Raw genomic sequence first — 24,794 nt, forward strand, 5'->3', positions numbered from 1 at the left:
TGATTTAGTTGTTAATTGTTAATTTTTGATTGTTTTTTTCGTGAACTATTAATGATTGTCTGAACGCGAGATTTTTCCTGTTCTTCGGCAGAAATAGAGGCGGTTGGTTGTTTGTGGTTGTCAATATAAACCTCAGTTTCATAATTGAACCCGTCACCTACTGGTAGTACACGGGAACGGATACGACGGCTAGACCAGAAACTACCAGCGACAAAAGCCAAAGTTGCGATCGCCACTCCTCCCCCTGCACCTAGCAACCATAAGGGTATTGGCAAGCTGTTAGTTTTAGCCTCAGTTTCTTCTGTGTGGGAACCACCTTCTTCCTTATGTTCTTCTTCTTTAGCTTTACTACCTCCCCGTAATGACTGTGCATAAAGTTGTGGCGCACGTTGGGTAACTACTGAATCTCCCTCGAATAAACCACTGGTTATCTCTACCAAATCTCCAGATGTTTGAGCTAAACTCACCTCAACTGACTGGAAGGCATTACCATTTTTGACATAGACCATTTTTTTGCCGTTTGCGTCTACCACAGCAGAGCTAGGAATTGCTAAGACAGGTGCAGATGTTTCGTTTGTTAATACTTGCAGTTCAGCAAACATTCCGGGTTTGAGTTGTCCACCAGAGTTCTCTATTTCTGCTTGCACTGGTATTACTCGTGTTTGGCCTTCTACTACTGAGCCAATTCGGGTGATTTTCCCAGTAAAGCTACGGTTGGGAAAAGAAGCAATTTTTACTCTGAGTGGTTGACCAATTTTTACCTTGTTCAAATCTTTTTCATAGATATTAGCTGTGGCAAATGTCCGACTGTCATTCAATATAGTCATCAATCTGCCACCGGCGTCTTGGAATGATTGACCGATGCTAACTTCTCGGTAAGCAACTTTACCTGAAATCGGAGCTGTTACTGTCACTAGTCCCTTGGCGTTAGCGATCGCTCCTAGTTGAGACAGTCGAGTTTGATACGTGCTATTACTAAGACCTATACGCTGTTTTGCTACAGCCACTGCTGCTTGAGCGCGTTTGAGTTGATTTTCTGCTTCGATAACGTCCCGGCAGCTTGAAGCTGTTACAAGTTTCGCTTTGGCTTCTGCTAGCTGAGTTTGGGATTCGAGAGCGTTACGACGTGGCAAAGCACCAGCATCAGCTAATTGCTTGTCTTTGTCGTATTTTTCTTGTGCAAATGCCACTTGGCTTTGTGTTTGAGTGATTTCTGCTGTGGCGATTTGTTGGTAGCGATCGTAGTTTTGCTGGGCTAGTCTGAGATCGGCTAGGGCTTGCTGCAAATCTGCTTGTCCTTGAGCAAGTTTTTCCTGAGATTCCACACGTAAGCTCACTAGGTCAGGACTAGTCAAAACAGCTACAGGTTGCCCCTTTTGAACTCTGGCACCAGGTTCGACTAAAAGTTCAACTACTTTTGCTCCAGAAATTGGGGTAGTTACTTCTACTCTTTGGCTAGGTAGAGTTTCAATCTGTCCTGTGGCTTTAATACCCAAAGCTAATGGTTGACTTTTGACTGGTTCGACTTTAATTCCTAACTGCTGGGCTGTTTCGGCATCAACTTCAATTGAACCACTTGTTTCGCTTCCACTTTGAAAGTCACTTGCACCACTGTGATCGTGTCCACCGCCGGCGAAAACAGCCGTGGGAGAAGATAGCAGCAGCAAACTGAGTACTGCGGAAGAAGCACAACGAATTGGAGTAGAAGGTTGATAACGCTTAGATATTACCATCGCTAATTATGTCCTGTGAGTTAGGAGAAATCAGAGTTACACTTGAATGTTGGTATTTTTAGGAGGAATTTGGATCTTGCACTGTCTTGAGCTAGTTACGTCGTTTTTACAAGTAGTTTAGGAAGTTTAACTAGCGTTCTTTATTCAGTCTTTCATATCGATATGAAATTCGGGTGAAATTTTGAATGGCGACTGCTATTTTTTAGGCAGAGCAACAACGTATTTACTGTCATAGATGTCTACAACGCTTCTACACTTAGAGTAAAAAGTAATTGTTAATTATTAGCCAATGCGATCGCTTTTTGCTTTAATAATTGACAACTTTGATCAGCGCAAAATTTGCTAGCCAATTCTTCAAAATCCTATGATTTATTAGCTTGGTTATCTATTCGTTTGGTCTTGTCTTCTTGACTACTTGCATCAGTGGTAAATCTCAGCGTTTCACGATATGCCGTACTACTCAAAAATTCCTAATCCTAACAGCGCTACTAGAACTAGTGCAGGAATTTTCCACTCTCGGCTCTCTTGTTCTTGCTCTGTTGCGCTAGCTATGTTTTTCTGTGGCGATGTTTCCGCTTTGGGTGTTGATGTAGTACCAGTTGCTACAGTGAGATCATACTTCATCTGAAACGCTTTGAAATTACTTTCAGCCTTTGGTGTACAGCTTAATTCCAAACGATGCTTTACTAACCAGGTTACTAAAACAGTCAATCCCAGACTCACTAAATCTGACAATAAATGTCCTGAGCCTGCTATTAGTGACAAGAGTAGCGATCGCACCCTTTCAAAATTTGGAAGTGGCGGGTGTAGTAATATGGCTGATGAGCTAGTAGTTTTAAGCAAAAAACTACCCTTGTCTCAATCTTTGTAGTTTCAGCATAGTTATACATATCATCAACCACAAGAAACCGACTCCATAACCTGCAATTACATCTGTCGGCCAATGTACTCCTAAATACAACCGACTAATACCAATTGTCGCAATTAAAATAACTGCTAAACCATAGATAATTTGCGAAAATTTCGGATAGTGAATTGCTAGCAAATAAGCAATAAAACCATACAATACCATAGAACCTAGTGCATGACCACTAGGAAAACTGAAAGATTTTTCAGAAATCAAAAGTGTCCAAAGTTGCGGGCGGGGTTTTGAGAAAAATAACTTTAAACCTGTATTTAGAATTAACCCTCCTAGACAAGTAAGCACAAAAATATATGTTTCTATCCGGTAACGTCGCCACCAAAGTATTCCTAAAGTAAATGCTGCGACTACTACTACTGTCTTTGGATTACCAAGATTCGTAATAAATAGCATCAAATTATCAAGACTCGGATTGGCAAATTGATGTAGCCATAATAAAAAAGATGTATCAAAGGCAAAAGCTTCTTTTTCCAGAACTTCTTCAGCAAGCTTGGCGACAACAAACAAAATCAGCAGACAAACAGTAAGTCCAACTATACCAATCGTGGCAATTAAAGGAGCTAAACGACGATATACATGGCGTAACCAAAAGGTAGAAATTTCTCGTATCATTGAGTTATGTCTAAATCTGTTATTGATTTATAGCTTATAGAATAATAGTCAAGAAACTGAAAAGATAATTTTAAATCAAAAATTCAGTTACTTTATTTAAATTAAGCTTTTAAGCACCTGGTTTAAAGTAATCTAGTAATCTATCCCCTGAATCTGCTCTTACCAGAGCTACCACTATATCGGGTAGTGCAGCTAAATTCGGATACACTAAGTAACGAGGTTCCCAACGAGGACTAAACTTATCCTTAAATGTATGCAAACCTTTAAAGTTATAAAACTTATTTAAGTGTTCGTAGAGATATTTTAATGCTTTCTCCAAAGCGGGAGAATCTTGTGTTCCTCCAACTCCAGAAAGTGCAGATAATCCCAAATTGAAACCGTCATAGTTGAGTTGCTGGAAGTGCTGAAACATTGAGACAAATAAAAATTCCATTGTCCCTTTTTCAATGTCTGTACGTCGTCGCATCAAGTCAATAGTAATTTCATTTTTCTGATACTCTGATACCACATTTGCGAAGGCACTAATTGCTCCTTCTGGAGTATATACAACCACAATTTCGCATTCATGCAAGTAGTCATAATCAAACCAACCAACAGAAAACTTTTTCTCGGCTCCCTGCATCATCTGAAGCCATTCATCACTTACTGACCTCAATTCTTTTAATAATTCATCTGCAATGGGTGGTTGATAAAATTTAATTTGATGACCCGACTTAGTAAGTCTATTTAGAGCATTTCTTAAGTTTTGGTTAGCTTTGCCTTGAAGGGTGAAGCTATGTAAGTCAACAATTGCCTCCTCACCAATTTGAACAGTACGGTAGCCTAAAGATTTATATATATCTAAATCATCTGGTAAAGTTTGATAAAATGCGGGATACCAGTCATTTTTCTCACAAAATAGCTGAAACCCAACAATTACTTCTTGTCTTTCTTCAAGAGGGCCTATGGGGTCGCCCAAAGCTATTGCACCTCTACCTTTTGCTACATAACCAATGAAGCTTTTTCCAGAAGGACTGAAATAATAAGTTTTATCATCAAAGAGAGTGAATCTTGCTAGAGAAGATTTTCCATATTGTTTTACAATTTCTTTTGCTCGTTTTCTTTCTACTTCTAAAGCATGATTTCTTAATAATACCGGACGCAAGAGCATGAATAAAGCATAAGCTAATGTAGAAGCACCTACGAAATATATTGAATCAGCGAAAAACTGTCCAAATCGCGTTGTAGGTTCTAACCCTGCATTATCAGCTGTGAAAAACATTGCCAAAGTTTGCAGCAACGCTTCTGGTAAGTCAAAATTAACTGTATATTGCCTATCTAGTAGAAAGAAACCTACAGTGCCGTAAGCTAATGTAAACAGCAATGCACCAATTAAAACTCGAATTCCTTGAGTAATAGAAGGACAATCTGATTGTGCTGTAAAAACATTACGCATTAAAATAAGTTGAGCTAGTAAAACTCCAGCTAATAAACTTTCTTCATAGTCCAAACCTTTGATTAAATGGCTAATAATAGTTACAATTAACAACCCAACTGTTAGTAACCAAGCTACTCGCTTACGTCGTAATAAATTAACTGCCAGAGTTAACAATATAAATCCAGAAATTGCTGCAAAAAAATGTCCACCTACGCGGATATCAAAAGGAACAAATTGCTCTATTAATTCTGTGCGTCTAGGTGAATTAGGAGTAACCGCAGATATCAAGTTAACAATCCCTACCATAGCGGTTAAAATAGAGGCTGTCCACAATCCAATCCGTTGACGTTTATTTAGCAATTGCTTTTCCTCACTTTGCTTAACTATTTGATTGTGTCGTGGAGCAAGTTTAATTTCAAGTTGGGTTAAACATAAATTAAGCTAGGAACGCGCTTTTAGCCGTTGATTAATTTCATACAAACCCAGCAACACCACTGCAACTATCAAGGGCAGGATATAGTAAACTCCTCGGTAAGCTATTAGCGAACCCAAAGCTGCTGGGGCTGTTACTTCTGATGGCAGTAGCAAAAGTATTACGGTTTCAAACACTCCTAAGCCTCCAGGAACATTGCTAACAATGCCTGCAATCATTGCTAGTAAGTAGATACCAGCAAAGCCGAAATAGGACAAAGGAATACTTGGGGGTAAGAGAAGATAGAGAACAGCGATCGCCAATCCCCAATCCACTAAAGAAATTCCTATTTGCTTCAAGGAAAGCCGAAAGGAAGGGAAAGAAAATATTTGTCCGCGAATCCTTAAAGGTTGATGGTAAAAATAACTTCCTAGTAAATATGCTCCTACGACGAGTAGAAAAATAACTCCGATTGGATGAACAGAGACAAAGGGTAAATTTAGTAGGGTAGGGATGGTGAGTGGCTCAAGAAGAAATATTATCCCACTTACGGCGAATAGTCCTAACCAGAAACTCAGGTTCTCGAAGGCAATTACTTGAGCGATCGCTCCTACTGATACCCCACAATTTGAATAAAGACGGTAGCGGATAGCACCACCTGTGAAAAGAGCAAAGCCAACAGAATTACTGATAGCATGGCTGATAAAAGCTGTAAAAATAATTGCATTAGGAGGAAGTGAATGACGGATATAGCGGAAGGCGAGAAAATCATAACTAGTGAGTACTAGATAGCCTCCGATGGAGCATCCAATGGCTATAAACAAGCGATTTGAGGGAATTTCTGTCAAACTACGAAGAACATCACTAAGGTTATGCTGCCGCAGTTCGTTGTTGATTGTCCAAAGAGATAAAGCAAACAACAACAAGCCAAAACCAGATAAACTAATTTGAGAAAGGCGTTTTCGATTCATCTTTAAAGTCAAGAACAGTAATTTACTGTCATTAACAACTTATTCTGTTTTGGCTTATACATACTTAATATATAATTTATAGTAGAAGCATCCTGTCCTTAACTCATCTACCACGAGAAGGAAGGGTGTTGTAGCAATTGATGGAAATCGTATTATAAAGTCAAACTAATTATTATAATTTTCGGATTGTTTTCAACTTCTCCTATCTGTTACAAATAATACCTAACACTTGTAACTACGCTGCTGTGTTTCTTGCGTAAAGCCCTGCGTAAAAACAAAGATGTTTGGTTGTGCAGCAAATCTTCCCACCAATGACGTGTAACAAAAACGGGTATGATGACGTTGTCATACGAGCATTTTTCCACTCTGGTTGTTTAAAAGCCATGACTCCATTAGAGATAGCTTCTACCCCCGTCATTGCTGTACAACCTGCCGCAAACGCTCGCAAAATCAGAAATAAACTTAGAGGTTCTTTTGCTGGAATTGCTGGATAAGTTTGAGGAATTAATGTTGTAACTTGATGATAAATACCTAAAATTAGTAGGATAAATATGCAAATAATAAAAGCATAAGTGGGAGCCATAAATAAATTGCCAGATTCTCGCAAGCCTCGTAAGTTAGCTAACATTAATAAAAAAATAGAAATCACGCAAAGCTCAACAGTGAAGTCTTGCAAAAGAGGAAAAGCAGAGGTCAGAGCAGCAATCCCAGCTGCAACACTTACCGTTACCGTCAGGACATAATCTATTAGTAAAGAAGCAGCAGCAACTAAACCAGGGAAAAGACCCAAGTTTTCACTTGCTACCGTGTAAGCTCCGCCACCAGTAGGATAGGCACGAATCGTTTGCCGATATGAAAGCGTAACGATCGCTAACAGCAGACTAATGGCTAGAGCAATAGGAAGAGATAAGCCTAACGTACTACTACCTGTCAAAACTAGCACGGTTAAAATTTCCTCAGTCGCATAGGCAACAGAGGAAAGTGCATCAGACGAGAGAACTGCTAATGCAGCCGCATTGCTTAATCTTTCTGTAGAATGAGAGCTAGTTGGTAGGGATGATCCAATCAGCTGACGCTTAATTTTAGAGTAAAAAGACATAAAAACAACTTTTGAAAACGGTAGAACAACCCTAACCTAGAAAGCAGATTGATTAATTCTTCTGCGCTGAGGCTTGCTGAAATTGCTTTCCCACATAAGTAAGTTGGTCTGCTAGATATTTGTGCCAATAGTTCCAGCCAACATCTGCGCCAACAATACCATGACCGCCAGGAAAAGCATGGAATTCGTTTGCAATTCCTAACTTATCTAGAGTTTGATGAAACTGCTGAGTTGAGGTAAGAAATTCTTTATCTTGCTCTCCAGCATCCAAATATGCTCTAATGCGTTTAAGTTCTGCCACTGGTATTTTTTCAATAAAATCTTGGGGACTATTTGCCGTACCACTGATATCAGTAAAGTAGCCACTAGAACTAAAGAAAACATTAAAGTTATTCAGGTGGCGTAAACCAATATTAAACGCTCCCCAACCACCACTTGACTGTCCTCCCATTGCCCAAAACTGCGGTTCATTCAACGTCCGATAACGAGATTTCACAATTTTGACTAACTCTGAACCAATCAAAGTGCCAACTTTACCATTGGGGCCATCATAGTAATCTGAATCCCAAAACGGACTTGTACCGCGCTTGTCGTTGCCATCTGGGGTAATCACTATTGAATGAGTTAATTTGTCACTTTTGTAAAGGTCATGTAGTACGGAGGTGACGGCTGCTTTATCCTGATAAGCACGAGCATCGCCATGTCCCCCGTGGAGTAGGAAGATTACTGGATAGCGCTTCTTTAGGTTCTTGGCATAATCGGGAGGGAGAATTAAGCCATATTGTCGCACTTCTCCCATTGCTTTGCTGTTGAAAGTCTTTAGCTCAAATGACAATCCTGTATTTTTCTCTACCTGCGGAGGGTCGAGTTGCGGCGCACCAGCAATGAATACATACCAATAGCCAGTTGCCAACAAGGTAGCAACTATAGCTATACCTGCTAGTAAAATATTTGACCATCGTAACTTCATCTATAATTTCCTTGGTTATTATCTCAAAATAATATTAAAATTAAACTTCTCTATAATTGCTCAAAATCAAAACAGTAGATAATTATTTGTTAACCACCTATAAAACTAATAACTAGCCCAGTCAAAACAATCAAAGTCAAAATAATATAGGTGATATCTCGCTGACGCATAAAAGCTAATAGAGAAAAAGCAACTCTAGCAACAGGAGTAGCAATTAATAACAACAATCCAAGTTGAATGATGCCACGACGGCGACTTGATAATGCTGAGGTTGCGACTCCTTCAGGAGAGCGAAAAGCTGGAGGTTCACTGCGAAAAATTTGATAATTAGGAGTTTCTTTGCCGTGATAAATTAGGTATAAAGCTCCGCCAAATAAGACTACAGATGAAGCTAAAAGTACGCCATATCTTAACAAATTTCCAACCAAAATTTCGACTTGTCTTTCACTCAAGTTGTGTCGATTTTGGGACATTTTAAATTCTCCCAGTCAAGCCGTTATAAATCATTTGAATTGCCAATAGCACAATGACTATACTAAAAATATTTCTTAAAACGCCTACTCTTGCTTTTACTAATACCTTAGCTCCCAACAATGCGCCTAAAAGTACTCCTAACATGACAGGCATTGCTAGTCCAGGGTCAATGTAACCTCGTTTCAGATACACACCCGCGCTAGCTGCTGCTGTCACCCCAATCATAAAGTTACTGGTAGTAGTAGAAACCTTAAATGGAATCCGCATGAATTGATCCATTGCTAGTACCTTGAGTGCGCCAGAACCAATACCAAGTAACCCGGAAAGCACTCCGGCGACAAACATCAGACTAAATCCTACAGGAACAGCATAGACATTGTAAGGTTGTTCACCTGACTGTGTTGGGTAAGTGCTATTTAGCTTTAAACGAGTTGCTAAACGATCAGGTGGAGTATCAGCTGAGTGTTCAGGACGGGATTGACGCGAGAGATGGGCGCTGTAAAGTAAAACAAATCCAAACACCACAGCGAGTATTCTAGTGGAAACAAAAGCGGCTATGGTTGCACCTGCGATCGCTCCAAATGTCGTTGCTACTTCCAAGAACATTCCCAAGCGTAAATTAGTGTAGCCTTCTTTAACGTAAGCAGAAGCAGCACCGGAAGAAGTTGCAATTACGGATACTAGCGAAGCACCGATTGCGTAACGAATGTCAACACCAAAAACCAAAGTTAATAGAGGAACAAGCACCACTCCACCACCTAAGCCTGTCAACGCTCCCAAAAAGCCTGCGGTAGCAGAACTAATCCAGACTAGTAGGGTAAATTCTAAAACATTCAAGCGAACACCTCCGGTGGGCGCGTCACGCCAACGCACCCTCACTTCTGAATTAAACGTTGCTTATTGAAAAACTCAATAGCAACGCCTGCATTATATGGTAAACAAGTTAAGAAATAATTAATTACACGGAATCGTTAGTAGTTGCAAATAAAACTCTAACAGCACTCATAATTAGTAGCAAGGCGAATATTTTAGTTAAAACCCCATTCGGTAAACTCGTTCCTATTTTGGCACCGAACCACCCACCTAAAATAAATCCTAGACAGAGAAGTGCAGCTACTTTTATATCTACATATCCTTGCTTGTAATAAGTCCATGCTGCTAATAAATCTATTGGTGGAACTAACAAAGCCAATGTTGTTCCTTGTGCTTGGTGCTGAGAGAATCCTAAGAAAAAAATCAAAGCAGGTAAGATAATTATTCCACCACCAATGCCTGTCATGCCACTAACAATTCCTGCTATCAATCCCAAAATTATGCAAAGCCAAATATTAGTCATGATTAAACTTATTCCTAATTAATGTACTTTTGCTAGTCTCACAGAATTTTTTGTTAGCTGAAATTGATGTTCCTACTCGTATTATGCTCTCAGCATCAACTAGCTAGATGACTACGTACTTGTTCTTTATACCTGCGTAGAGTACTCAAAGCTTGTAGCTCTATCTGTCTTACTCGTTCTCTACTAACACCCATGCGTTGACCAATTTCCGCTAAGGACAGTTCATTTCCATCTACTAAACCGAAACGTAAATTTAATATTTCCCGTTGCTGGGGAGTTAGTTTTGACAATAAATTTTGGATATTTTGTTGGAGAAACTTTTGATCGGAGTAGAATTCCGGAGAAACTCCTTCATCCTCCAACATATCTTGTAATTCCGTCTCTCTTTCTGCACCAACTCGTAATTCCAGAGAGACAGGTTGACGTGCTAAGAGTAAATACTCTCGAACTTGTTTGGGGTCTAAAGATAGTGCTTCAGCAATATCAACTGCGGTAGGAGTACGACCTAATTTTTGGGCTAGTTCACGTTGGGTTCGCTTGATTTTATTCAGTTTTTCTGTAATATGAATAGGCAAGCGGATAATACGTCCTTGTTGGGCGATCGCTCGTGTAATTGCCTGACGAACCCACCAATAAGCATAAGTTGAAAACTTGTACCCTCTGCTAGGATCAAATTTTTCAACTCCTCGCTCTAAACCTAAACTTCCTTCTTGAATTAAGTCAAGAAAATCTAGGTTACGTCTTTGGTATTTTTTAGCAATAGACACTACAAGTCGTAGATTAGCCTTAATCATTTTTTGCTTGGCTTGATATCCTTGGCGTAGTTGCTGCACTAGTAATTCTTCACTAATATCAACTTTTTCAGCCCATTCTTGTTGTGTAGGTTGACGCTTTAATTGAATAGCTAATTTTTCTTTGGCAGTAAGTAAAATCATCATTTGTTGAACTTGCTTACCAAAATCAATTTCTTGTTCATGAGTTAACAAAGGAATACGTCCAATTTCATGCAGATAGGTACGCACAATATCAGCATTGGATAAAGATTTTTCATTTTTATCGCTTACTTCTATAGATAGATGAGATATATTTTTCATAGTTTTTTGAACCTTCGTAAATACTGATTGACTTAGAGTAAATGAATTTTGACTCTGTGTAGTTAGTATGACATCAAGAAATGAAATTAGAATGAAATAATGAATTTTATTGATTAAATTGCTGACTTTTTTTGACTAGAGAATGTAAACAGGTTAATTGAAAAATCCAATTCGGTTGAGAGGATAAAATCGAACAATGGCTCGACCTATGATTTTATTGTGGGGGACAAAACCCCAATAGTGGCTATCATAGCTATTGTTGCGATTGTCTCCCAGAACTAGATAAGAATTTTTTGGTACAATTACAGGCCCCCATTGATAGTCTGGTTTAGCTTCAAGGTAATTCTCTTTTAAAGGCGAGCCATTAATATAAACTAGTCCATTCTTAACTTTAACTGTTTCTTTTGGTAAGCCAATTACACGTTTAATGAAAGCTTCGTGGTAGTTTTCAGAAAGCAGTGTTTTGGTCGGATTAAAAACAACAATATCACCTCGTTGAGGTGAGATAAAATCATAGCTAACCTTATCAATAATTAAGCGATCATTAATCTGGAGTGTTGGTTCCATTGAGCCAGAGGGTATATAACGAGCTTCAGCAACAAATGTGCGAACACCGAAAGCAAGAACTAGGCTTAAACCAATTGTTTTAACTGTTTCTAGCAAAATATTTTCATTTTTTGATGGGGATGATTGTTGGTGATGAATGTTAGACATAGTGTTGATAATAAATAACAAGCATTAGACAGAGATAAGTCTTGAAAGTTATTAGTGAGCAAATGTATTGATGTTGGCTTCAGTCATAAATTAAATCTTTTGTGGTAAAATTTTGAGAATCGTAGTCTAAATTATTCATAACTTTTAATTCCTGTAATCTCGGTTTGTAACTTCATATTAAGAGGTAAAAGTGAAGAACTCGAAAAGATTTCTCTGATAGAGAGCAGATGTGCTTAATTCAGCAAAAACTGATATTTATTTAAGTTAAGAGCTTGATGTTACAGGATTTTGTCAAAAAGTTGAAAAAGTGATGTCTATCCAAATTAAATAACTACAATCACGCATTCAGTAAGCATACTCAGTCTTTATGAAAAATATCAGGTTCTATTTAACATGACTTCCTTACCTTGGTTTTTAGAAATATTGGTTGGAGTCGGCATGGGTTTCTGTTCTGGGCTGTTTGGTTTAGGCGGGAGTTCAATTGGTACGCCCATTCTACGGCTGTTAGGACTACCACCTTTAATTGCTCTGGCTAGTCCGCTTCCACTTACATTACCGAGTGCAATCGGAGGCGCGATCGCCTATCGAAAGGAACACCTCATTTACTGGCGTGTTGCTTTACTAACTAGTCTTTGGGGCTTCCCTGGTGTGTTACTGGGAGCCTGGATTACTGAATTTCTTCCAGGGACAATCCTGATGCTTTTAACAGCAGGGTTTATCCTGTCCGTGGGAGTTTACGGTTTAAGTGGACTCCGAAATCGCAGCTTACCTGAAACGAAAGCACAGCTGCATGAGAAAATCATTCCTTATTGGTCGCCTTTGTTGGGATTAATCAATGGCTTGCTTGCTAATGGTGGCGGACTTTTGTTAGTCCCTCTTTATCAATTGGGTATTGGGTTGGGGTTACGAGCAGCCTTAGCAACCTCCCTCGCAACCGTTACACTCATGGCAATCCCTTCAACAATAATTCATGCTTTCTTGGGACATATTGACTGGGAGTTGACTGGTTGGCTAGCTGTGGGAGTTTTTCCATCTACTTATTTGGGAAGTCAGCTTGCCCTCCATTTGCCAGGTCAAATTTTGAGTCTTTTGTACAGCATTTTTTTAATCGGCCTATCACTTTACTTTGGTTACACAGAGATTGCTAGTGTAATTAAGTAAATAAAATTATGTTGCAATAGTCCTCAATCAGCATATCTGATTTAATTAGCATGGATGAGGTTGCCTAAATTAATACTGATTTTCATCATTTCAATATGGGTTTCATTAAACGCAAGTGGTTTCAAATATTCCTTAGTGGGCTTTTCGTCCTGTATGCAATGGAAAAAACGCTCATAGCAACCAATAACCTCAACTTTGTCCCTAGCGTCATTTTGCTTGGGTCTTTTTTAATACCTATTACTTTTGTAACTTACCTCTACGAAACTCTACCAAATTGGGAAGTGTCTCTTCCGGCAATGGCGATCTGTTTTCTTTGGGGCGGAGCAGTAGGAACACTTGTAGCAGGAACCCTTGAGTACAATGTTCTAGAAACACTGGGGTTTTTACCAATGCTTGGCGTGGGATTAATTGAGGAAAGTGCTAAGTTAATTTTTCCTTTAGGATTTTATCTTAAAGGTCGCCTGCGTTCTGAGGCAACGGGAATACTTTTAGGAACTGCTTCTGCAATGGGTTTTGCTGCACTGGAAACGATGGGTTATGCCTTCGTTACACTTTTGCGATCGCAAGGGAATCTACTCGTCCTTGATGGCGTATTATTTGCTCGCGGACTCTTATCTCCTGCTGGACACGCAGCTTGGACTGGGCTTGTCTGCGCCGTACTGTGGAGGGAACGGGAAAAAGCGGGACGTGCGGTATTAAATTGGCAGATTTTAGGAGCTTTTTTAACAGCTGTCTTACTCCATGCTTTGTGGGATATATTTAATAGTTTTAGAGGTGCTACATTTATTGCATTTTTTAATCTAGAATTATTAAGTTTGCTTGTTGCCTACACTAGCATAAATCTTTTGAATAGAAGGATTATTGAGGCAAAGTCTGCTCAAATTAGATAAGTGAGTTTGGTGTGTTTTTTGTTTAGGATAAAGTTCAGCTTAAAATGGGCGCATTGAACGCTGCTGCTAATCCAGCCCCAGCACCAGCAGCAATCAATATCTTGATATTTTCCGGAGATGTTTTTGCCAAACTGCCGACTATTTTGGCGATCGCACTTCCCATTTGAATCGTTGGACCTTCAAATCCTGCCACCATACCAGCACCCATTGACAAGATGCCACCAAATAATTTCACCGGGAGTACCCTAAAAGCGCGAAAGGTCAAAACGCCATCCAACGCTCCCTCCACTTGTGGAATACCACTCCCAGAGGTTTCTGGGGCAAATCGACGCATTAACCAAAAGCTGAGAGAAACCATCCCGCCTGAAATCAGGCTAGGAATAAACCAAGCAAGCACCGGATACCCTGCGATCGCTAAAATTAAAAACCCTAGTATCCGATTCAACGCTCCCATACCAGTTGACCCTAATTTCTCAATTAATGGCTCCCCTAAAGCAAGACATAGGTAAAGTAAGATTCCCAGTAGAGCTATTCCAATTAAACAACCCAAATAATCAACCCATTGACTAGCTCTAGTTGAAAATCCAATCACAACTCCAATCGCTCCTGGACCACTGACCATCGGCACAGCCATTGGTGTAAAAGATACATCTTCTTTATCTATTGCCTCTTTATGTTCTTGGCTAGTTAGTCGCTGACGCGCAGTTACCATCTCCCAAGCAGTATGAGCAACAATTAAACCACCTGCAATCCTTAAAACTCCTAATGAAATGCCAAAGAAATTGAGGATTAGCTTACCTGCAAGTAAAAAAGTAGCCAATACCAAAATGACATTCAATGCAGTCTTTTGCGCTTGTCGAAGACGGTAATTTGGAGTATCCGCAGCCGTTAGACTATAAAAGATTGGCACTGCACCTACAGGATTAGCGATTGGAAACAGTGCAGCCAATGTTCCAACAGTGTAGGAAATGAGATTTTGCCACATATCTATAAAGATAAAGATGCACATTCACCACTATCCAATCATCCGAGCAATACCAAAAGCAACTGCGGCTGCTAGTCCTCCCACTAAAACTGTTTGCTGCCCGCTACGCAATGAATTTACTCCAGTAAAGTGTCCTTTTACAAAACCAAAAGCAAATAATGCAACCAGTGTTGTTATAGTCGATACCCTGAGGGGGTGACAACCGCAGTCAACTTGTGGCAGGGCAAGCCTTTCAGGTGACGGACGCCCTCAAAGATAAAAAGCAACAGCAAGATTTTTCTTATTCATCAGCACTCAAAACTCCTATTTTCACAAAGCGCGATCGCGCTCAATTAATTCTCATCTTTTCAGCAGTGATTAAAGTGAAAGGCAAGCCAAGCCTAAGTTACATCCCCCTTGTCACCCCCTCAGGGTTCAGAGTTACTGACAAATAATCAGCCGCAGTTTCACCTACTGTGGTCGCCAGGACTTTAATAATCCAGAAAGAACCTGTAACCTCTGGAACCCTGTTTAAAACTTTTTTCATGATATTTGTGCTGCTTGATTTTTTTTAGAGTAGTGATGAAGCCTTAATCGTAGTGATTTGGCTTTGTTTGACTCTAAACAACAAATGTCAAGAAACTGGAAAGTTTTGTAGAGTATGTGATGCAACTAAAAAAATTTACACACGAAAAATATAATGCTGTTTCAGACTCAATCAAAGGTTTGTAACATTAGCTATGTAAAGTAGTGAAATATCATTAAGCAAGCCTTGTCTTTCTCAATTAAATCCAAAGCTTGCTCAAACATCAAAGATGCCATACTACATTGGTAAAGAAGCTATCTACTGCAATTAGATATTACAAAGACATACCATACTATTGCGATCGCTCTTGAGTTAACCTATAACTTTATCTAATACTGCTTAGATTTTGGCTTTTTCCTGCCAAACAAACTAGTCATACTTAACCCAGTTACCAACAATCCTAAGAGTCCCAGTCCATTCAAAATTGGGTAAATTCCTTGTAAGCCAAAGATTTCACCGCGATGAATCGAAAGCAAAAGACTACGCGGAACTCCAATATTAGCTGACCACTCACCCACCAGTGTAGCTGCAATACCAGTTAGCAATGTTACAAAAAGTGGTAAAGCTAGAATAATCGCCAGAGTGCGGTGGTACTTGCGAAATGAACGCATGATCAAAAATCTCCAGTGGAAATTATCTTAGTGATTTTTCACCCCTTGGAAACAGTGGCGATATTTGTGTTAAGTGTCTGTAATCCCTCAAGAGCTTTCACTTTATCTTTTGCTTTAAGTGAATTTTTCACCTGACTTGCAGCATCTTCGATTGCATTATAGGTTTTGGAAGATTTAGTTTTGACACCATCTTCAACCTTGACCCAAGCGTTTTCAAACTTGTCAAATTCCTGTTGAGCTTTGTCAAAGTTCCCCACTTCTACCGCAGTCTTTGTATTTGAAACTACACTGCTTAAACCATCAAAACCTCCCTGTGTAGTACCAAGAGTTCCAGATACTGTTGTCCCCCCAGTCGTTTCAGTAGTAGCAGGAGTCTGGGTAGTAGATTGTTGAGCGCTGTTGCATCCTGCTAATGTCAGTAAGCCAATTGCAGTCAGGGGTATGATGTAGATTAAGCGTTTCATGATAACTCTCCGAAAATTATACTGAGATTGAATATAGCTTCCTTTCGTTAGGTTTTCATACACAGATGAAATTAGAATGAAATTGACTGCTGAAGTAATGATTTAAAGTACAGTTTCTGAATTTGTCAATTTCCTAAAAATGTTAAATTTTTCAGCTTATTTATCTTGGATAGATAATAGATAAAATTAATTATCAATTAGACGAGCAGATATTTCTGATAACTTACATTCTATAAGTTGTAACTGTTCTTGATGTGCTTTCAGAAGTCGCATAATCTCAACAATTTCATCTTCTCGTAACAGATTCATTTTATCGTGTAGCAATTCAATTTCTAATTCCGCTTTTTTATTTACTTCATAGTCATATTTCGCATCCTGGCGATCGATGGTAGCTTGACGATTCTGACTCATCATAATGATGGGTGCAGTATAAGCTGCCTGAAAGGACAACATTAGGTTAAGTAAGATAAACGGATAAGGATCCCAATGCTTGATATAGGCTGTGACGTTAAGAATAATCCACAGTATGAGCAAAGCACTTTGAATAATAATAAATCGCCAAGAACCGACGGTATCAGCTACTATATCAGCAAACCTGTCGCCCAGAGTTGTCGGAGACTTAGGTGGATTCTGTGCAGGTTTGCGTTCGCGCAGACGCTGTAGTAGTCTATACTCTTCTGTACTAACGCGGGCGCGTAAAGGTTTTTTTTGCATGAAGGTTGCGGTTCCTAGTTGTTTGTTCTTAATGCATATTTAGTATACTGCTGGGACTAAACGTTAAATTTCAAGTTAACTTCTGTTCTTGCTAGTAATAGCAACTGATGATGTCAGATGTATACAACTCTTTGAAAGATTGTACACACCGAAACGATAGCATTTCGATGCAACTTGATGGAACTCAAGCCACTTGTACTGCAAAGTAACAATTCAATTAGTGGCGTTGCATAATGAGAATATGAATTAGGGTGAATCTCCATGGAATGGAGACGTTGTGATTCCAATCATATCCGTAAAAATGGAAAGCAGCGAGGATAAGGCGATCGCACAATTCATATCGTGATTCAGCAACGCCCAATTAGTAATATCCAACACAATTTTCAGTTACCAAACCTAGTATCAACTTACGAGCTTAGACCTACCAAGTTGATTAATCCATCCACTCAGGCAGTTCCACCTCTACCCAATCTTTCTCGTCTAAAATTACAGCAGCACCAAATCCAATTGCGGGTAGACCGAGTAATACTAATAAAGCACTACCAATAATTATTGGACGAGTCTGTACATTTGCCCAATTCAGCCACCGTTTCTGGTCATTGTCCATCATGGAGACATCTGTAGGGGAATCCAAAGCTGCCAATAATGCTAATGTTGGTGGCTCTGTTAGGCAACTTTCAATCACCTCACTTTCTCCTACATAAAGCTTGCGGGTTTCTCGGTCTAGTAGGAGAGAATGATGATGCTCCGTAGGTTGACTGCGATCGCCAAAGTGGTAGGGCTGGAGTAATGGTTTGACTTCAGGATGGGTGTAAAGTAGCTGCCATACTTTTTCGTTACCCATTCCTAATGACTGACCATCGGTGTAGCAAACTTGGTTTAACTTAGGCTCCCAGTACAGTCCCAACCAGCGTGACTTTCCAGCATACCCCAGCGCTTCTTCTAGGCAGGATGGTGCTCTTAGATCAAGAAGCTCAAGTAACGGTTTACTTTCTTTGGCATTTGACATCTATCCAATCCTCTGTATAATTAACCAAGTTTTAGTTCAACAGAACTATTGTTTACTATTTAAAGACCTTCTCCAGATTGTCCACTTCATCTAGCACAAGGGTGGCAAGAGGAGCGTAATCTTTAGATGATTTCGCCACCTCAACACTAGCAACAAGTCCATCAAATTTCTGTACTTGTGTAGTTCCTCCACGCGCTAAGATAAATGGTCTGACTGTATTCCAGGTGCGGCGCATCTGTGACGCAGTCGTTTTCAGTTGGCTTGTATTTCCTGTTATCAACCAAATTTCCAACTCGCGTCCGTAGTAGTCAAGCAGCGTTACCTCAACTGGTACTTTTGGTTCAAATTCCTTAGTAATATTAGCAGCGATTAACGTTACTTGGTTAGCATCGCGCATTGCAGATATGCGATTTTTAGCGATGACAGCACCCTTGAGTGCTGCTATTTTGGAATTCAACTGTGCTAATTCTGTTTTATTTTCACCCTTGATTTCAGTATTTAGATTTTTTGCTGTATTTTCAAGCGAGGTAAGATTAGCTGTGGCTTTTGTCCAATCATTGGCTTTAGCCATATCGTAGACGCTTTCACCGTATTCACCGACTTGGCTGAGAGAAGTTGGTACTTTATCATCATTTACCTCAGTATCAGCATCATTAGCTGCATCTGGCTTTTCTCTGTTTTCATCGACTTTCACATCTTTATCCTTATTAATAATCATTTGAGTGCTACTGTGATGCTGCGGTATGACTGCAACAGGTAATTGGGATTGATTTGCAGAGATAGCTTTTGCCAAACCAGCGATACCTAAACTACCAAGCAAAGAGCCGACAATAATAATTTTTGTTGAGTTATTCATAAATTTTACATATCTCAATTTGTGTTTGTAGTTTCACTGTAGACCGCATTTGTTAAGAACTTGGAAAGATTTGATGGAGTATGAAAAAAATTTTAAAATACTTCTACTGCAACCTATATATACTTACTCAGCTAGATTTTTATAATCTCAAACCATCTTTCCGACTTCTTGACTTTTTATTCCTAAAGTGAAACTGTAGCAACCCTCAAACAGATGTGAGCAACATAATCAAAGATTTGTATCCGCTAATTATTTTGGATTGCTCAACAAACACAGATTTACAGGATAGACACACATGAAAACTTCAATAAAAATCGCTTTAGCAGCTGCTTTAATGAGTGTTTTGGGTATTGGTGCAGTGCTAAAAACCGTGAACGCTTCCCCTTCTCAAAACAGTGTACAAGTAGCTCAAGCTAGTGATGGAGATGGTGAATTTAATGACGCTACAGAAGCGCCTGAAAATATGCAACTTCACCATCAGTCTACGTTGATAAATGGTCAGCATTCTAGGCAAATGATGGTAATGAATAATGGTCATCAAACCAAAATAGCTCAGAAAAGTGACGGTGATGGTGAAACCAATGATGATCAACAAGAACAGCAGGAGCAAGCAAAACTACAATCTTTAGCTAAAATTACCCCAGAGCAAGCCCAACAAGCTGCTGAAACTCATGTTGGGAATGGCGCTAAAGCTAGCCGTGTAAAACTCGAAAATGAAAATGGCAACTTAGTTTATGCAGTGGAAATTGGTCAGCAAGAAGTAAAAGTTGACGCTGGTAATGGCAATGTTCTCTATACTGAGAATGCCAACCAAAAAAACAATGAAAATGAAGCTTCTCGTCCCAAAAGTAGCATTCAAGTTCCGCAAAGTAATCACGAACAGGAAACAAATGAAAATGGCAAATAGGGGTAATTTAACCCCTTAATTTCCACTGGTTGCAAGTGAAGCGTAGCTATAACTAACTAAGTACAAGGTTGTTGAAAATTATCTCTTCAACAACCTCATATCTACAAATGAGATAGAAGCTTAATAAAGTAGAGCAGATAACTTACTTAAATCGATGTTAGAAATAGAAAAAGAGATAGTAGAAACTTCATCCATATCAATTGGCAGCTAATAGTTAGTGATTAATTGCAGCGTTGTTAGCTTGACTTATAAATAAATTTTCAGCAGCATCATTTTGATAAACACAGGAAATATCAGGTGAATTTTCTAGTTTGCCTGTAAAAGCAAAAGTATTCAAGCGTTTTTTACAGTCACTCACCTGTTCAGATGTCACCAAGTTTTTTTGTTGTAGAATTGCCCAATCACTACTACGTAAAACACATCCAGGTAGCATTAGTCAGAATCTCTCCATTAGAATTTATAATGAAGCCTGAGCCAATCCCACGAACAATTTATTTAGATGGCGGCGTAGGGAATTGAGAACCAAAAAAGTTCCGGAAAAAAGGGTCATTAAAAATCCCAGATGTAGGATTTTGTATCGTTTGAGTAGAATCAATTCGCACCACAGCAGGACCAACTTTATCAACTACTGTAGTAATAAAGTTAGAATTATTAGCTGTTGCTAAATTTACAGGTGGTTGGCTTGCTGTTATTGTTTGTGTAGGTTTAGTTGATTGAGGCAGGAGAGGATTATTTGGAAATAACCGCGTACTTAAAACGGTAATTCCCGCTCCTGCAAAGACTAATGCTAGATAAGTAATGGGTTTTTTCCAGGTTGAGCCACGTTGTTTGTAAGGTTTTGATACGTTGTTTGTAAGGTTTTGATACTGATGAGTACAAATCAAAATTATCAGGTGATTTGGGAGGCTCTGAGGAGTCATATTTTAAACTTTTCATTGCTTTTAGCTTATGTAAACTCTATTTTTAGTTTCACTTTAAGTGGTAAAAGTCAAGAACTTGGAAAGATTTATATGAAGACAGGAGATATAAGGTATTAATAGGAAAGTTAATATATTTTTAAGTTAAAATCTTAGTGTGACAGACTTATGTCAAAGTATTTAAGAGTCAATGTCTACAAAAATTGAGCTTTAATATTTAGTTGGAGCAGTTATAATTTAGAAAGTTTAGGGTCTTGAGGATAAAACTATTCAAGTCCCCAGGTGTAGGGTGATGGAGCTCACCCAAACCGCTTCTGGTATCAGGTTCTCACCTACCGAAGCTGATGGCTCCTACTCTTGTCCATAAGCTTCAAAAAATGGGATTGAAGAGTGCGGTTTAACCTAATCAGTTTCTTCCAACAGATTTTCCAACTGCTAACTGTTGCACCAACTCTTGTACCAGAAGTACTCCAGCAACCAACGGTTCGTAACCCAATTGCAGTTAGCTTGGGGGCAATAGCTGGAGCATTAATACGTTACTACTTGAGTCTATGGTTTGCTCAACAGTTTGGTAGCAGTTTCCCTTACGGTACTTTTTTTATCAACCTGAGTGGGTGCTTGGTGATGGGGTTCTTTGTCACTTTGACATTGGAACAAATTGCTGTCATTTCTCCAGAAGTTAGATTACTAGTTGCAGTGGGATTTTTAGGATCTTACACAACTTTTTCCACCTATGGTTTCGACTCTCTGATGCTACTGAGAACCCGTAATACTGAAGCTGCCTTTTTTTACTGGATTGGCAGTGCTTTTTTGGGTATCGCTTTCGCTCAGTTGGGGGCAGTTTTAGCTCGATTACTAAAGTAGGATTATGCTATGACTGAATGGCAACAACTAACTATATACATTGGTGAGTCAGATCATTGGCATCACCAACCTCTCTACATGGCACTGGTTGAACTGGCTCGTAAACAAGGACTCGCAGGAGCAACTGCAACGCGGGCAATTGCGGGTTTTGGTAAACACAGTACCATTCACACTACAAAGATTTTGGAACTATCATCTGATTTGCCAATTTTAGTGACAATTATCGACCGGGAAGAAGCGATCGCAACCTTTTTGCCCCAAGTCCAGGAAATGGTCACAGATGGGCTAGTGACTCTCTATCCTGTGGAAATTGTTCACCATGTACCAAATTTGGAGCGGTAATGGAAGTAACACAGAAAAACATTGCCTTGAGGTTTGTAATCGTACTTGGAGTTGTCATACCAATTTCCTTTAAAAGTGAAACATATTTCTTTGTAGAGACGTGCCATGACACGTCTCTACATTGTTTATGTGTATCGCGACTAACGTGAAATGGTATCAGTCTTTGTGCAGATGCCACCTATGAAGGTACACGTAGTATTACAAGAGCATATTTGGGAACATTAAGAGCAAGTGGTATTACTGTTGGGTTGGTTGCAGGCTTAGGCGAACTAATTGGCTATAGACTGCGCTTGTTTACAGGTTTACTGAGCGATCGCACACAAATGAACGCTTTCCTGTGTTAATCAACCACTGTTCAATTGTGCGAGTAAAACTCAATTTCATGCTTATTCAGTTAATCGCCTTTGATTAGCGGTTGTAGTTTACACACTAAAAGTGAAGAACTTGGAAAGATTTGCTTCAATTTAAAAAATTATGCTGCGATCGCTTCAGTAATAAGGTCATAAAAAAATTAAGTCGTTCATCTGAATCTTTCCAAGTTCTTGACTTTTGCTGCTTATAATCGCAAACCTAGATTTCAAATGACTTTACACTATGAATACTTCAACGAAACTGTCTCTAGCTGTAGCTTTCGTCAGCAATTTTAGCTTCAGTGTTCAATTACTTTGCATGAGACCATAATCATCTTGCGATCGCGCCTTGCGCGGCTCCCTTTGAGAGCATCGCGAAGCGACTTCTATGGAGCATCGCATGTGGTACTGAAGAGGAATGTAAATAAAATGCGTTTATCCCCCGTATTGATAGCAGTGGTGGCAGTTGCAGCCCCTTTGGGCAGATGCGAAAGTGCAAATGCACAAACTGCTGACAATCTAAAACACACAACTATAAATCACCAGCCAGAAAAGGACACCACTCAGAGTTACTTAACTCAAAGTCTAGAATCTCACCCTAATTCAACAGATGTTCCAAATTCGGAGTATATCAAGTCTCAATCGGTCAAAGCATTAATAGTCAATTCAGTATCGTTGGCTTCACCAGAGGTGATAGTGTCAACCTCCACAACTTCAACAATTGCACAAACCCCTCAAAAAAGCTCAAACCCCACTCAACAACAAACACCTCCCACAACTCCAGAAGCAACTGAACCTCGTGTACTGGTATCTGAAGTAGTAGTTAAATCTCAAACAGGGCAAATCTCACCAGAACTAGAAAACCAAGTTTACACAGTAATTCGTACTCAACCAGGACGAATCACAACTCGCTCCCAACTACAAGAAGATATTAACGCTATATTTGGTATTGGCTTCTTCTCCAATGTTCAAGCAATTCCAGAAGATACTCCCAAGGGAGTAAGAGTAAGCTTTGTAGTGCAGCCTAATCCCGTTTTGACTAAGGTAGAAGTACAAGCCAATCCTGGTACTAATGTTCCCTCAGTACTACCTCCTAATACTGTGGATGAAGTCTTTCGCCAGCAGTATGGCAAAATCCTCAACTTGCATGACTTACAGGAGAACATCAAGCAGTTAACTAAGAAGTATCAAGACCGGGGTTACGTGCTAGCAAACGTGATTGGAGCACCACAAGTCTCTGAAAACGGAGTTGTTACCCTGCAAGTAGCACAAGGAGTTGTGGAGAATATTAGAGTCCGGTTCCGCAATAAAGACGGTCAAGAAACAGACAATAAGGGACAACCAATACGAGGTCGAACACAGGATTATGTGATCAAGCGTGAATTGGAGTTGAAGCCAGAACAAGTATTCAACCGTAATACCGTGCAAAAAGACTTGCAACGGTTATATGGGCTAGGATTGTTTGAAGATGTAAATGTCTCCCTTAATCCTAGCACTGACCCCAGCAAAGTAGATGTAGTGGTGAATGTGGCCGAACGCAGTGGTGGTTCGGTAGCAGTTGGGGGTGGCATTAGTTCTGCCAGTGGACTGTTTGGCACTATTAGCTATCAACAGCAGAACCTAAACGGAAGGAATCAAAAATTGGGTACAGAGGTACAAGTGGGACAGAGGGATCTGCTGTTTGACCTCAGCTTTACAGATCCCTGGATCGCGGGAGATCCTTACCGAACATCCTACACTGCCAATCTTTTTCGCCGTAGCTCTATTTCGTTGATTTTTGATGGTAAAAATAACAACATTAAAACCTTTGAACAAGGAAAAACAGATGGCGATCGCCCCCGCATTCTCCGTTTAGGTGGCGGTGTCACCTTTACTCGTCCCCTGAACGCCAATCCCTATAAATCTTCCGAATGGACAGCTTCAGCAGGTTTGCAATATCAACGAGTTTCTACCCGTGATGCTAATGGCAATATTAGAAAAGAAGGAACAGTGTTCAAGAATGGAATACCTACAGAAGTAGTTCCACTAAGTGCATCTGGACAAGGTGAAGACGATTTGCTGCTATTGCAACTAGGGGCGCAACGCGATCGCCGTAATAACCCCTTGCAACCCACTAGTGGTTCCTATCTCCGCTTCGGGGTCGATCAGTCTGTACCAGTGGGACTAGGCAATATTTTCTTCACTAGAGTACGGGGTAACTACAGCCAATACTTCCCTGTCAAGTTGACTGGCTTCACCAAAGGGCCAGAAGCAACTGTATCGAAGGTGACACAAATCTTGAGATTTATGTCACCAATGGTCAGCTATTTGCCTAATTAAAGAGTAGGTCTACCTTTGAAATATCTTTCTCAGGTTGTTGACTTCACCTTGCACAGGTGCAGCTAGCAGACTATATTCAGTAGGGG

The 24,794-nt window shown here is 39.7% G+C and carries 29 protein-coding genes, 1 pseudogene and 1 riboswitch; of the genes and pseudogenes, 8 read left to right on the forward strand and 22 right to left on the reverse strand.

From position 1 onward, the window contains the following. Nucleotides 1-11: 11 nt before the first annotated feature. From UYI_RS0131050 to lepB, 12 genes are all read right to left on the reverse strand, one after another. The gene (locus tag UYI_RS0131050) at nucleotides 12-1,733 is read right to left on the reverse strand and encodes an efflux RND transporter periplasmic adaptor subunit (protein WP_016870582.1); all 1,722 of its coding nucleotides are present in this window, start codon (nucleotides 1,731-1,733) and stop codon (nucleotides 12-14) included. Nucleotides 1,734-2,189: 456 nt separating this feature from the next. Then, nucleotides 2,190-2,576, reverse strand: coding sequence for a hypothetical protein (locus UYI_RS38495; RefSeq protein ID WP_199332355.1), 387 nt, complete (start codon nucleotides 2,574-2,576; stop codon nucleotides 2,190-2,192). 4 nt (nucleotides 2,577-2,580) lie between these two features. Beyond that, the gene (locus UYI_RS0131060; protein ID WP_016870584.1) at nucleotides 2,581-3,267 is read right to left on the reverse strand and encodes a phosphatase PAP2 family protein; all 687 of its coding nucleotides are present in this window, start codon (nucleotides 3,265-3,267) and stop codon (nucleotides 2,581-2,583) included. A 109-nt stretch (nucleotides 3,268-3,376) separates the two neighbouring features. Next, nucleotides 3,377-5,044 (reverse strand): bifunctional lysylphosphatidylglycerol flippase/synthetase MprF, encoded by a 1,668-nt coding sequence (locus UYI_RS0131065; RefSeq protein WP_016870585.1) that lies wholly within the window; start codon nucleotides 5,042-5,044, stop codon nucleotides 3,377-3,379. An 81-nt stretch (nucleotides 5,045-5,125) separates the two neighbouring features. Next, the gene (locus UYI_RS0131070) at nucleotides 5,126-6,067 is read right to left on the reverse strand and encodes a lysylphosphatidylglycerol synthase domain-containing protein (RefSeq protein ID WP_016870586.1); all 942 of its coding nucleotides are present in this window, start codon (nucleotides 6,065-6,067) and stop codon (nucleotides 5,126-5,128) included. Between the two features lie 235 nt (nucleotides 6,068-6,302). Continuing rightward, nucleotides 6,303-7,166 carry an APC family permease gene (locus tag UYI_RS33865; RefSeq protein WP_016870587.1) on the reverse strand — a complete coding sequence of 288 codons (864 nt, stop codon included), beginning with the start codon at nucleotides 7,164-7,166 and terminating at the stop codon, nucleotides 6,303-6,305. 52 nt (nucleotides 7,167-7,218) lie between these two features. After that, nucleotides 7,219-8,136: an alpha/beta hydrolase gene (locus tag UYI_RS0131080; protein WP_016870588.1), complete on the reverse strand. Its 918-nt coding sequence runs from the start codon at nucleotides 8,134-8,136 to the stop codon at nucleotides 7,219-7,221. An 89-nt stretch (nucleotides 8,137-8,225) separates the two neighbouring features. Beyond that, a complete protein-coding gene (locus UYI_RS0131085; RefSeq protein ID WP_016870589.1) occupies nucleotides 8,226-8,609 on the reverse strand; it encodes a DUF1634 domain-containing protein in 384 nt (127 codons plus the stop codon). Nucleotide 8,610: 1 nt separating this feature from the next. Next, nucleotides 8,611-9,483 (reverse strand): sulfite exporter TauE/SafE family protein, encoded by an 873-nt coding sequence (locus UYI_RS0131090; RefSeq protein ID WP_016870590.1) that lies wholly within the window; start codon nucleotides 9,481-9,483, stop codon nucleotides 8,611-8,613. Between the two features lie 85 nt (nucleotides 9,484-9,568). Beyond that, nucleotides 9,569-9,946: a sulfite exporter TauE/SafE family protein gene (locus tag UYI_RS0131095; RefSeq protein WP_016870591.1), complete on the reverse strand. Its 378-nt coding sequence runs from the start codon at nucleotides 9,944-9,946 to the stop codon at nucleotides 9,569-9,571. A 95-nt stretch (nucleotides 9,947-10,041) separates the two neighbouring features. Beyond that, nucleotides 10,042-11,040, reverse strand: coding sequence for an RNA polymerase sigma factor, RpoD/SigA family (locus UYI_RS0131100; protein WP_016870592.1), 999 nt, complete (start codon nucleotides 11,038-11,040; stop codon nucleotides 10,042-10,044). Between the two features lie 153 nt (nucleotides 11,041-11,193). Then, nucleotides 11,194-11,754: a signal peptidase I gene (gene lepB, locus UYI_RS0131105; RefSeq protein ID WP_016870593.1), complete on the reverse strand. Its 561-nt coding sequence runs from the start codon at nucleotides 11,752-11,754 to the stop codon at nucleotides 11,194-11,196. A gap of 393 nt (nucleotides 11,755-12,147) precedes the next feature. Between lepB and UYI_RS0131110 the strand changes: the two genes are divergently transcribed. Together UYI_RS0131110 and UYI_RS0131115 are read left to right on the forward strand one after the other, a co-directional pair. Continuing rightward, complete coding sequence (locus UYI_RS0131110; RefSeq protein WP_016870594.1) at nucleotides 12,148-12,915, forward strand: sulfite exporter TauE/SafE family protein; 768 nt, start codon at nucleotides 12,148-12,150, stop codon at nucleotides 12,913-12,915. Between the two features lie 158 nt (nucleotides 12,916-13,073). Continuing rightward, nucleotides 13,074-13,805: a PrsW family intramembrane metalloprotease gene (locus UYI_RS0131115; RefSeq protein ID WP_235148053.1), complete on the forward strand. Its 732-nt coding sequence runs from the start codon at nucleotides 13,074-13,076 to the stop codon at nucleotides 13,803-13,805. A 34-nt stretch (nucleotides 13,806-13,839) separates the two neighbouring features. On the opposite strand, the gene UYI_RS38500 is transcribed toward UYI_RS0131115, so the two are convergent. Together UYI_RS38500 and UYI_RS40330 are read right to left on the reverse strand one after the other, a co-directional pair. Continuing rightward, the gene (locus UYI_RS38500; RefSeq protein WP_199332354.1) at nucleotides 13,840-14,814 is read right to left on the reverse strand and encodes an NAAT family transporter; all 975 of its coding nucleotides are present in this window, start codon (nucleotides 14,812-14,814) and stop codon (nucleotides 13,840-13,842) included. Nucleotides 14,815-14,820: 6 nt separating this feature from the next. Continuing rightward, complete coding sequence (locus UYI_RS40330; protein ID WP_081589284.1) at nucleotides 14,821-15,012, reverse strand: VIT1/CCC1 transporter family protein; 192 nt, start codon at nucleotides 15,010-15,012, stop codon at nucleotides 14,821-14,823. Between UYI_RS40330 and UYI_RS36110 the strand changes: the two genes are divergently transcribed. Then, nucleotides 15,006-15,224, forward strand: coding sequence for a hypothetical protein (locus UYI_RS36110; RefSeq protein ID WP_016870597.1), 219 nt, complete (start codon nucleotides 15,006-15,008; stop codon nucleotides 15,222-15,224). The two genes, UYI_RS40330 and UYI_RS36110, sit on opposite strands and share 7 nt — an antisense overlap. Here the strand turns inward: UYI_RS36110 and UYI_RS37435 are convergent. The 6 genes from UYI_RS37435 to UYI_RS0131155 all read right to left on the reverse strand — a co-directional run bounded on the left by UYI_RS37435 (nucleotide 15,176) and on the right by UYI_RS0131155 (nucleotide 19,009). Continuing rightward, nucleotides 15,176-15,316 (reverse strand): hypothetical protein, encoded by a 141-nt coding sequence (locus UYI_RS37435; protein ID WP_235148054.1) that lies wholly within the window; start codon nucleotides 15,314-15,316, stop codon nucleotides 15,176-15,178. The two genes, UYI_RS36110 and UYI_RS37435, sit on opposite strands and share 49 nt — an antisense overlap. Nucleotides 15,317-15,684: 368 nt before the next feature. Further along, nucleotides 15,685-15,966, reverse strand: coding sequence for a hypothetical protein (locus tag UYI_RS0131135; RefSeq protein ID WP_016870598.1), 282 nt, complete (start codon nucleotides 15,964-15,966; stop codon nucleotides 15,685-15,687). Nucleotides 15,967-16,004: 38 nt separating this feature from the next. Then, complete coding sequence (locus UYI_RS0131140; protein ID WP_016870599.1) at nucleotides 16,005-16,430, reverse strand: DUF4363 family protein; 426 nt, start codon at nucleotides 16,428-16,430, stop codon at nucleotides 16,005-16,007. 186 nt (nucleotides 16,431-16,616) lie between these two features. Then, on the reverse strand, nucleotides 16,617-17,144 hold the full coding sequence (locus UYI_RS0131145; RefSeq protein ID WP_016870600.1) for a DUF1003 domain-containing protein: 528 nt from the start codon (nucleotides 17,142-17,144) through the stop codon (nucleotides 16,617-16,619). Between the two features lie 433 nt (nucleotides 17,145-17,577). Further along, on the reverse strand, nucleotides 17,578-18,153 hold the full coding sequence (locus tag UYI_RS0131150; RefSeq protein ID WP_016870601.1) for a hypothetical protein: 576 nt from the start codon (nucleotides 18,151-18,153) through the stop codon (nucleotides 17,578-17,580). Nucleotides 18,154-18,208: 55 nt separating this feature from the next. Beyond that, a complete protein-coding gene (locus UYI_RS0131155; RefSeq protein WP_016870602.1) occupies nucleotides 18,209-19,009 on the reverse strand; it encodes a hypothetical protein in 801 nt (266 codons plus the stop codon). A 295-nt stretch (nucleotides 19,010-19,304) separates the two neighbouring features. On the opposite strand from UYI_RS0131155, the gene UYI_RS0131160 reads away from it, so the two are divergent. Beyond that, on the forward strand, nucleotides 19,305-19,916 hold the full coding sequence (locus UYI_RS0131160) for a PepSY domain-containing protein (protein WP_016870603.1): 612 nt from the start codon (nucleotides 19,305-19,307) through the stop codon (nucleotides 19,914-19,916). Between the two features lie 214 nt (nucleotides 19,917-20,130). Here UYI_RS0131160 and UYI_RS33875 read toward each other — a convergent pair whose 3' ends face one another. Then, on the reverse strand, nucleotides 20,131-20,349 hold the full coding sequence (locus UYI_RS33875) for a DUF3172 domain-containing protein (RefSeq protein ID WP_016870604.1): 219 nt from the start codon (nucleotides 20,347-20,349) through the stop codon (nucleotides 20,131-20,133). 58 nt (nucleotides 20,350-20,407) lie between these two features. Then, nucleotides 20,408-20,836: a hypothetical protein gene (locus UYI_RS0131170; RefSeq protein WP_016870605.1), complete on the reverse strand. Its 429-nt coding sequence runs from the start codon at nucleotides 20,834-20,836 to the stop codon at nucleotides 20,408-20,410. Nucleotides 20,837-21,112: 276 nt separating this feature from the next. Next, nucleotides 21,113-21,194: riboswitch (Fluoride riboswitch) on the forward strand. A gap of 29 nt (nucleotides 21,195-21,223) precedes the next feature. On the opposite strand from UYI_RS0131170, the gene crcB reads away from it, so the two are divergent. The 4 genes and pseudogenes from crcB (at nucleotide 21,224) to UYI_RS0131185 (ending at nucleotide 24,708) form a co-directional block, all read left to right on the forward strand. Further along, complete coding sequence (crcB, locus tag UYI_RS0131175) at nucleotides 21,224-21,697, forward strand: fluoride efflux transporter CrcB (protein WP_016870606.1); 474 nt, start codon at nucleotides 21,224-21,226, stop codon at nucleotides 21,695-21,697. 9 nt (nucleotides 21,698-21,706) lie between these two features. After that, on the forward strand, nucleotides 21,707-22,039 hold the full coding sequence (locus UYI_RS0131180; protein ID WP_016870607.1) for a DUF190 domain-containing protein: 333 nt from the start codon (nucleotides 21,707-21,709) through the stop codon (nucleotides 22,037-22,039). A 155-nt stretch (nucleotides 22,040-22,194) separates the two neighbouring features. Next, nucleotides 22,195-22,362, forward strand: a pseudogene (locus UYI_RS37440) (MFS transporter); the annotation flags it as partial. A gap of 456 nt (nucleotides 22,363-22,818) precedes the next feature. Beyond that, entirely contained in the window at nucleotides 22,819-24,708 is a 1,890-nt protein-coding gene (locus UYI_RS0131185) for a BamA/TamA family outer membrane protein (protein ID WP_016870608.1), read from the forward strand. The last annotated feature ends 86 nt before the right edge of the window (nucleotides 24,709-24,794 follow it).

This window comes from Fischerella muscicola PCC 7414, from assembly GCF_000317205.1.
Taxonomy (GTDB): domain Bacteria; phylum Cyanobacteriota; class Cyanobacteriia; order Cyanobacteriales; family Nostocaceae; genus Fischerella; species Fischerella muscicola.

What these genes read in the sequence shown, in the direction of transcription:
- lepB (WP_016870593.1), bottom strand. Translation starts at nt 11,754, where the DNA reads ATGTCTAACATTCATCACCAACAATCATCCCCATCAAAAAATGAAAAT.
- UYI_RS0131140 (WP_016870599.1), bottom strand. Translation starts at nt 16,430, where the DNA reads ATGAAACGCTTAATCTACATCATACCCCTGACTGCAATTGGCTTACTG.
- UYI_RS0131185 (WP_016870608.1), top strand. Translation starts at nt 22,819, where the DNA reads ATGCGTTTATCCCCCGTATTGATAGCAGTGGTGGCAGTTGCAGCCCCT.
- UYI_RS0131095 (WP_016870591.1), bottom strand. Translation starts at nt 9,946, where the DNA reads ATGACTAATATTTGGCTTTGCATAATTTTGGGATTGATAGCAGGAATT.
- UYI_RS0131085 (WP_016870589.1), bottom strand. Translation starts at nt 8,609, where the DNA reads ATGTCCCAAAATCGACACAACTTGAGTGAAAGACAAGTCGAAATTTTG.
- UYI_RS33875 (WP_016870604.1), bottom strand. Translation starts at nt 20,349, where the DNA reads ATGCTACCTGGATGTGTTTTACGTAGTAGTGATTGGGCAATTCTACAA.
- UYI_RS0131145 (WP_016870600.1), bottom strand. Translation starts at nt 17,144, where the DNA reads ATGCAAAAAAAACCTTTACGCGCCCGCGTTAGTACAGAAGAGTATAGA.
- UYI_RS0131050 (WP_016870582.1), bottom strand. Translation starts at nt 1,733, where the DNA reads ATGGTAATATCTAAGCGTTATCAACCTTCTACTCCAATTCGTTGTGCT.
- UYI_RS0131115 (WP_235148053.1), top strand. Translation starts at nt 13,074, where the DNA reads ATGGAAAAAACGCTCATAGCAACCAATAACCTCAACTTTGTCCCTAGC.
- UYI_RS33865 (WP_016870587.1), bottom strand. Translation starts at nt 7,166, where the DNA reads ATGTCTTTTTACTCTAAAATTAAGCGTCAGCTGATTGGATCATCCCTA.
- UYI_RS37435 (WP_235148054.1), bottom strand. Translation starts at nt 15,316, where the DNA reads ATGAAAAAAGTTTTAAACAGGGTTCCAGAGGTTACAGGTTCTTTCTGG.
- UYI_RS0131060 (WP_016870584.1), bottom strand. Translation starts at nt 3,267, where the DNA reads ATGATACGAGAAATTTCTACCTTTTGGTTACGCCATGTATATCGTCGT.
- UYI_RS0131110 (WP_016870594.1), top strand. Translation starts at nt 12,148, where the DNA reads ATGACTTCCTTACCTTGGTTTTTAGAAATATTGGTTGGAGTCGGCATG.
- UYI_RS0131160 (WP_016870603.1), top strand. Translation starts at nt 19,305, where the DNA reads ATGAAAACTTCAATAAAAATCGCTTTAGCAGCTGCTTTAATGAGTGTT.
- UYI_RS38500 (WP_199332354.1), bottom strand. Translation starts at nt 14,814, where the DNA reads ATGTGCATCTTTATCTTTATAGATATGTGGCAAAATCTCATTTCCTAC.
- UYI_RS0131070 (WP_016870586.1), bottom strand. Translation starts at nt 6,067, where the DNA reads ATGAATCGAAAACGCCTTTCTCAAATTAGTTTATCTGGTTTTGGCTTG.
- UYI_RS0131135 (WP_016870598.1), bottom strand. Translation starts at nt 15,966, where the DNA reads ATGCGTTCATTTCGCAAGTACCACCGCACTCTGGCGATTATTCTAGCT.
- UYI_RS0131100 (WP_016870592.1), bottom strand. Translation starts at nt 11,040, where the DNA reads ATGAAAAATATATCTCATCTATCTATAGAAGTAAGCGATAAAAATGAA.
- UYI_RS0131150 (WP_016870601.1), bottom strand. Translation starts at nt 18,153, where the DNA reads ATGTCAAATGCCAAAGAAAGTAAACCGTTACTTGAGCTTCTTGATCTA.
- UYI_RS0131170 (WP_016870605.1), bottom strand. Translation starts at nt 20,836, where the DNA reads ATGACTCCTCAGAGCCTCCCAAATCACCTGATAATTTTGATTTGTACT.
- UYI_RS0131180 (WP_016870607.1), top strand. Translation starts at nt 21,707, where the DNA reads ATGACTGAATGGCAACAACTAACTATATACATTGGTGAGTCAGATCAT.
- UYI_RS0131080 (WP_016870588.1), bottom strand. Translation starts at nt 8,136, where the DNA reads ATGAAGTTACGATGGTCAAATATTTTACTAGCAGGTATAGCTATAGTT.
- UYI_RS0131155 (WP_016870602.1), bottom strand. Translation starts at nt 19,009, where the DNA reads ATGAATAACTCAACAAAAATTATTATTGTCGGCTCTTTGCTTGGTAGT.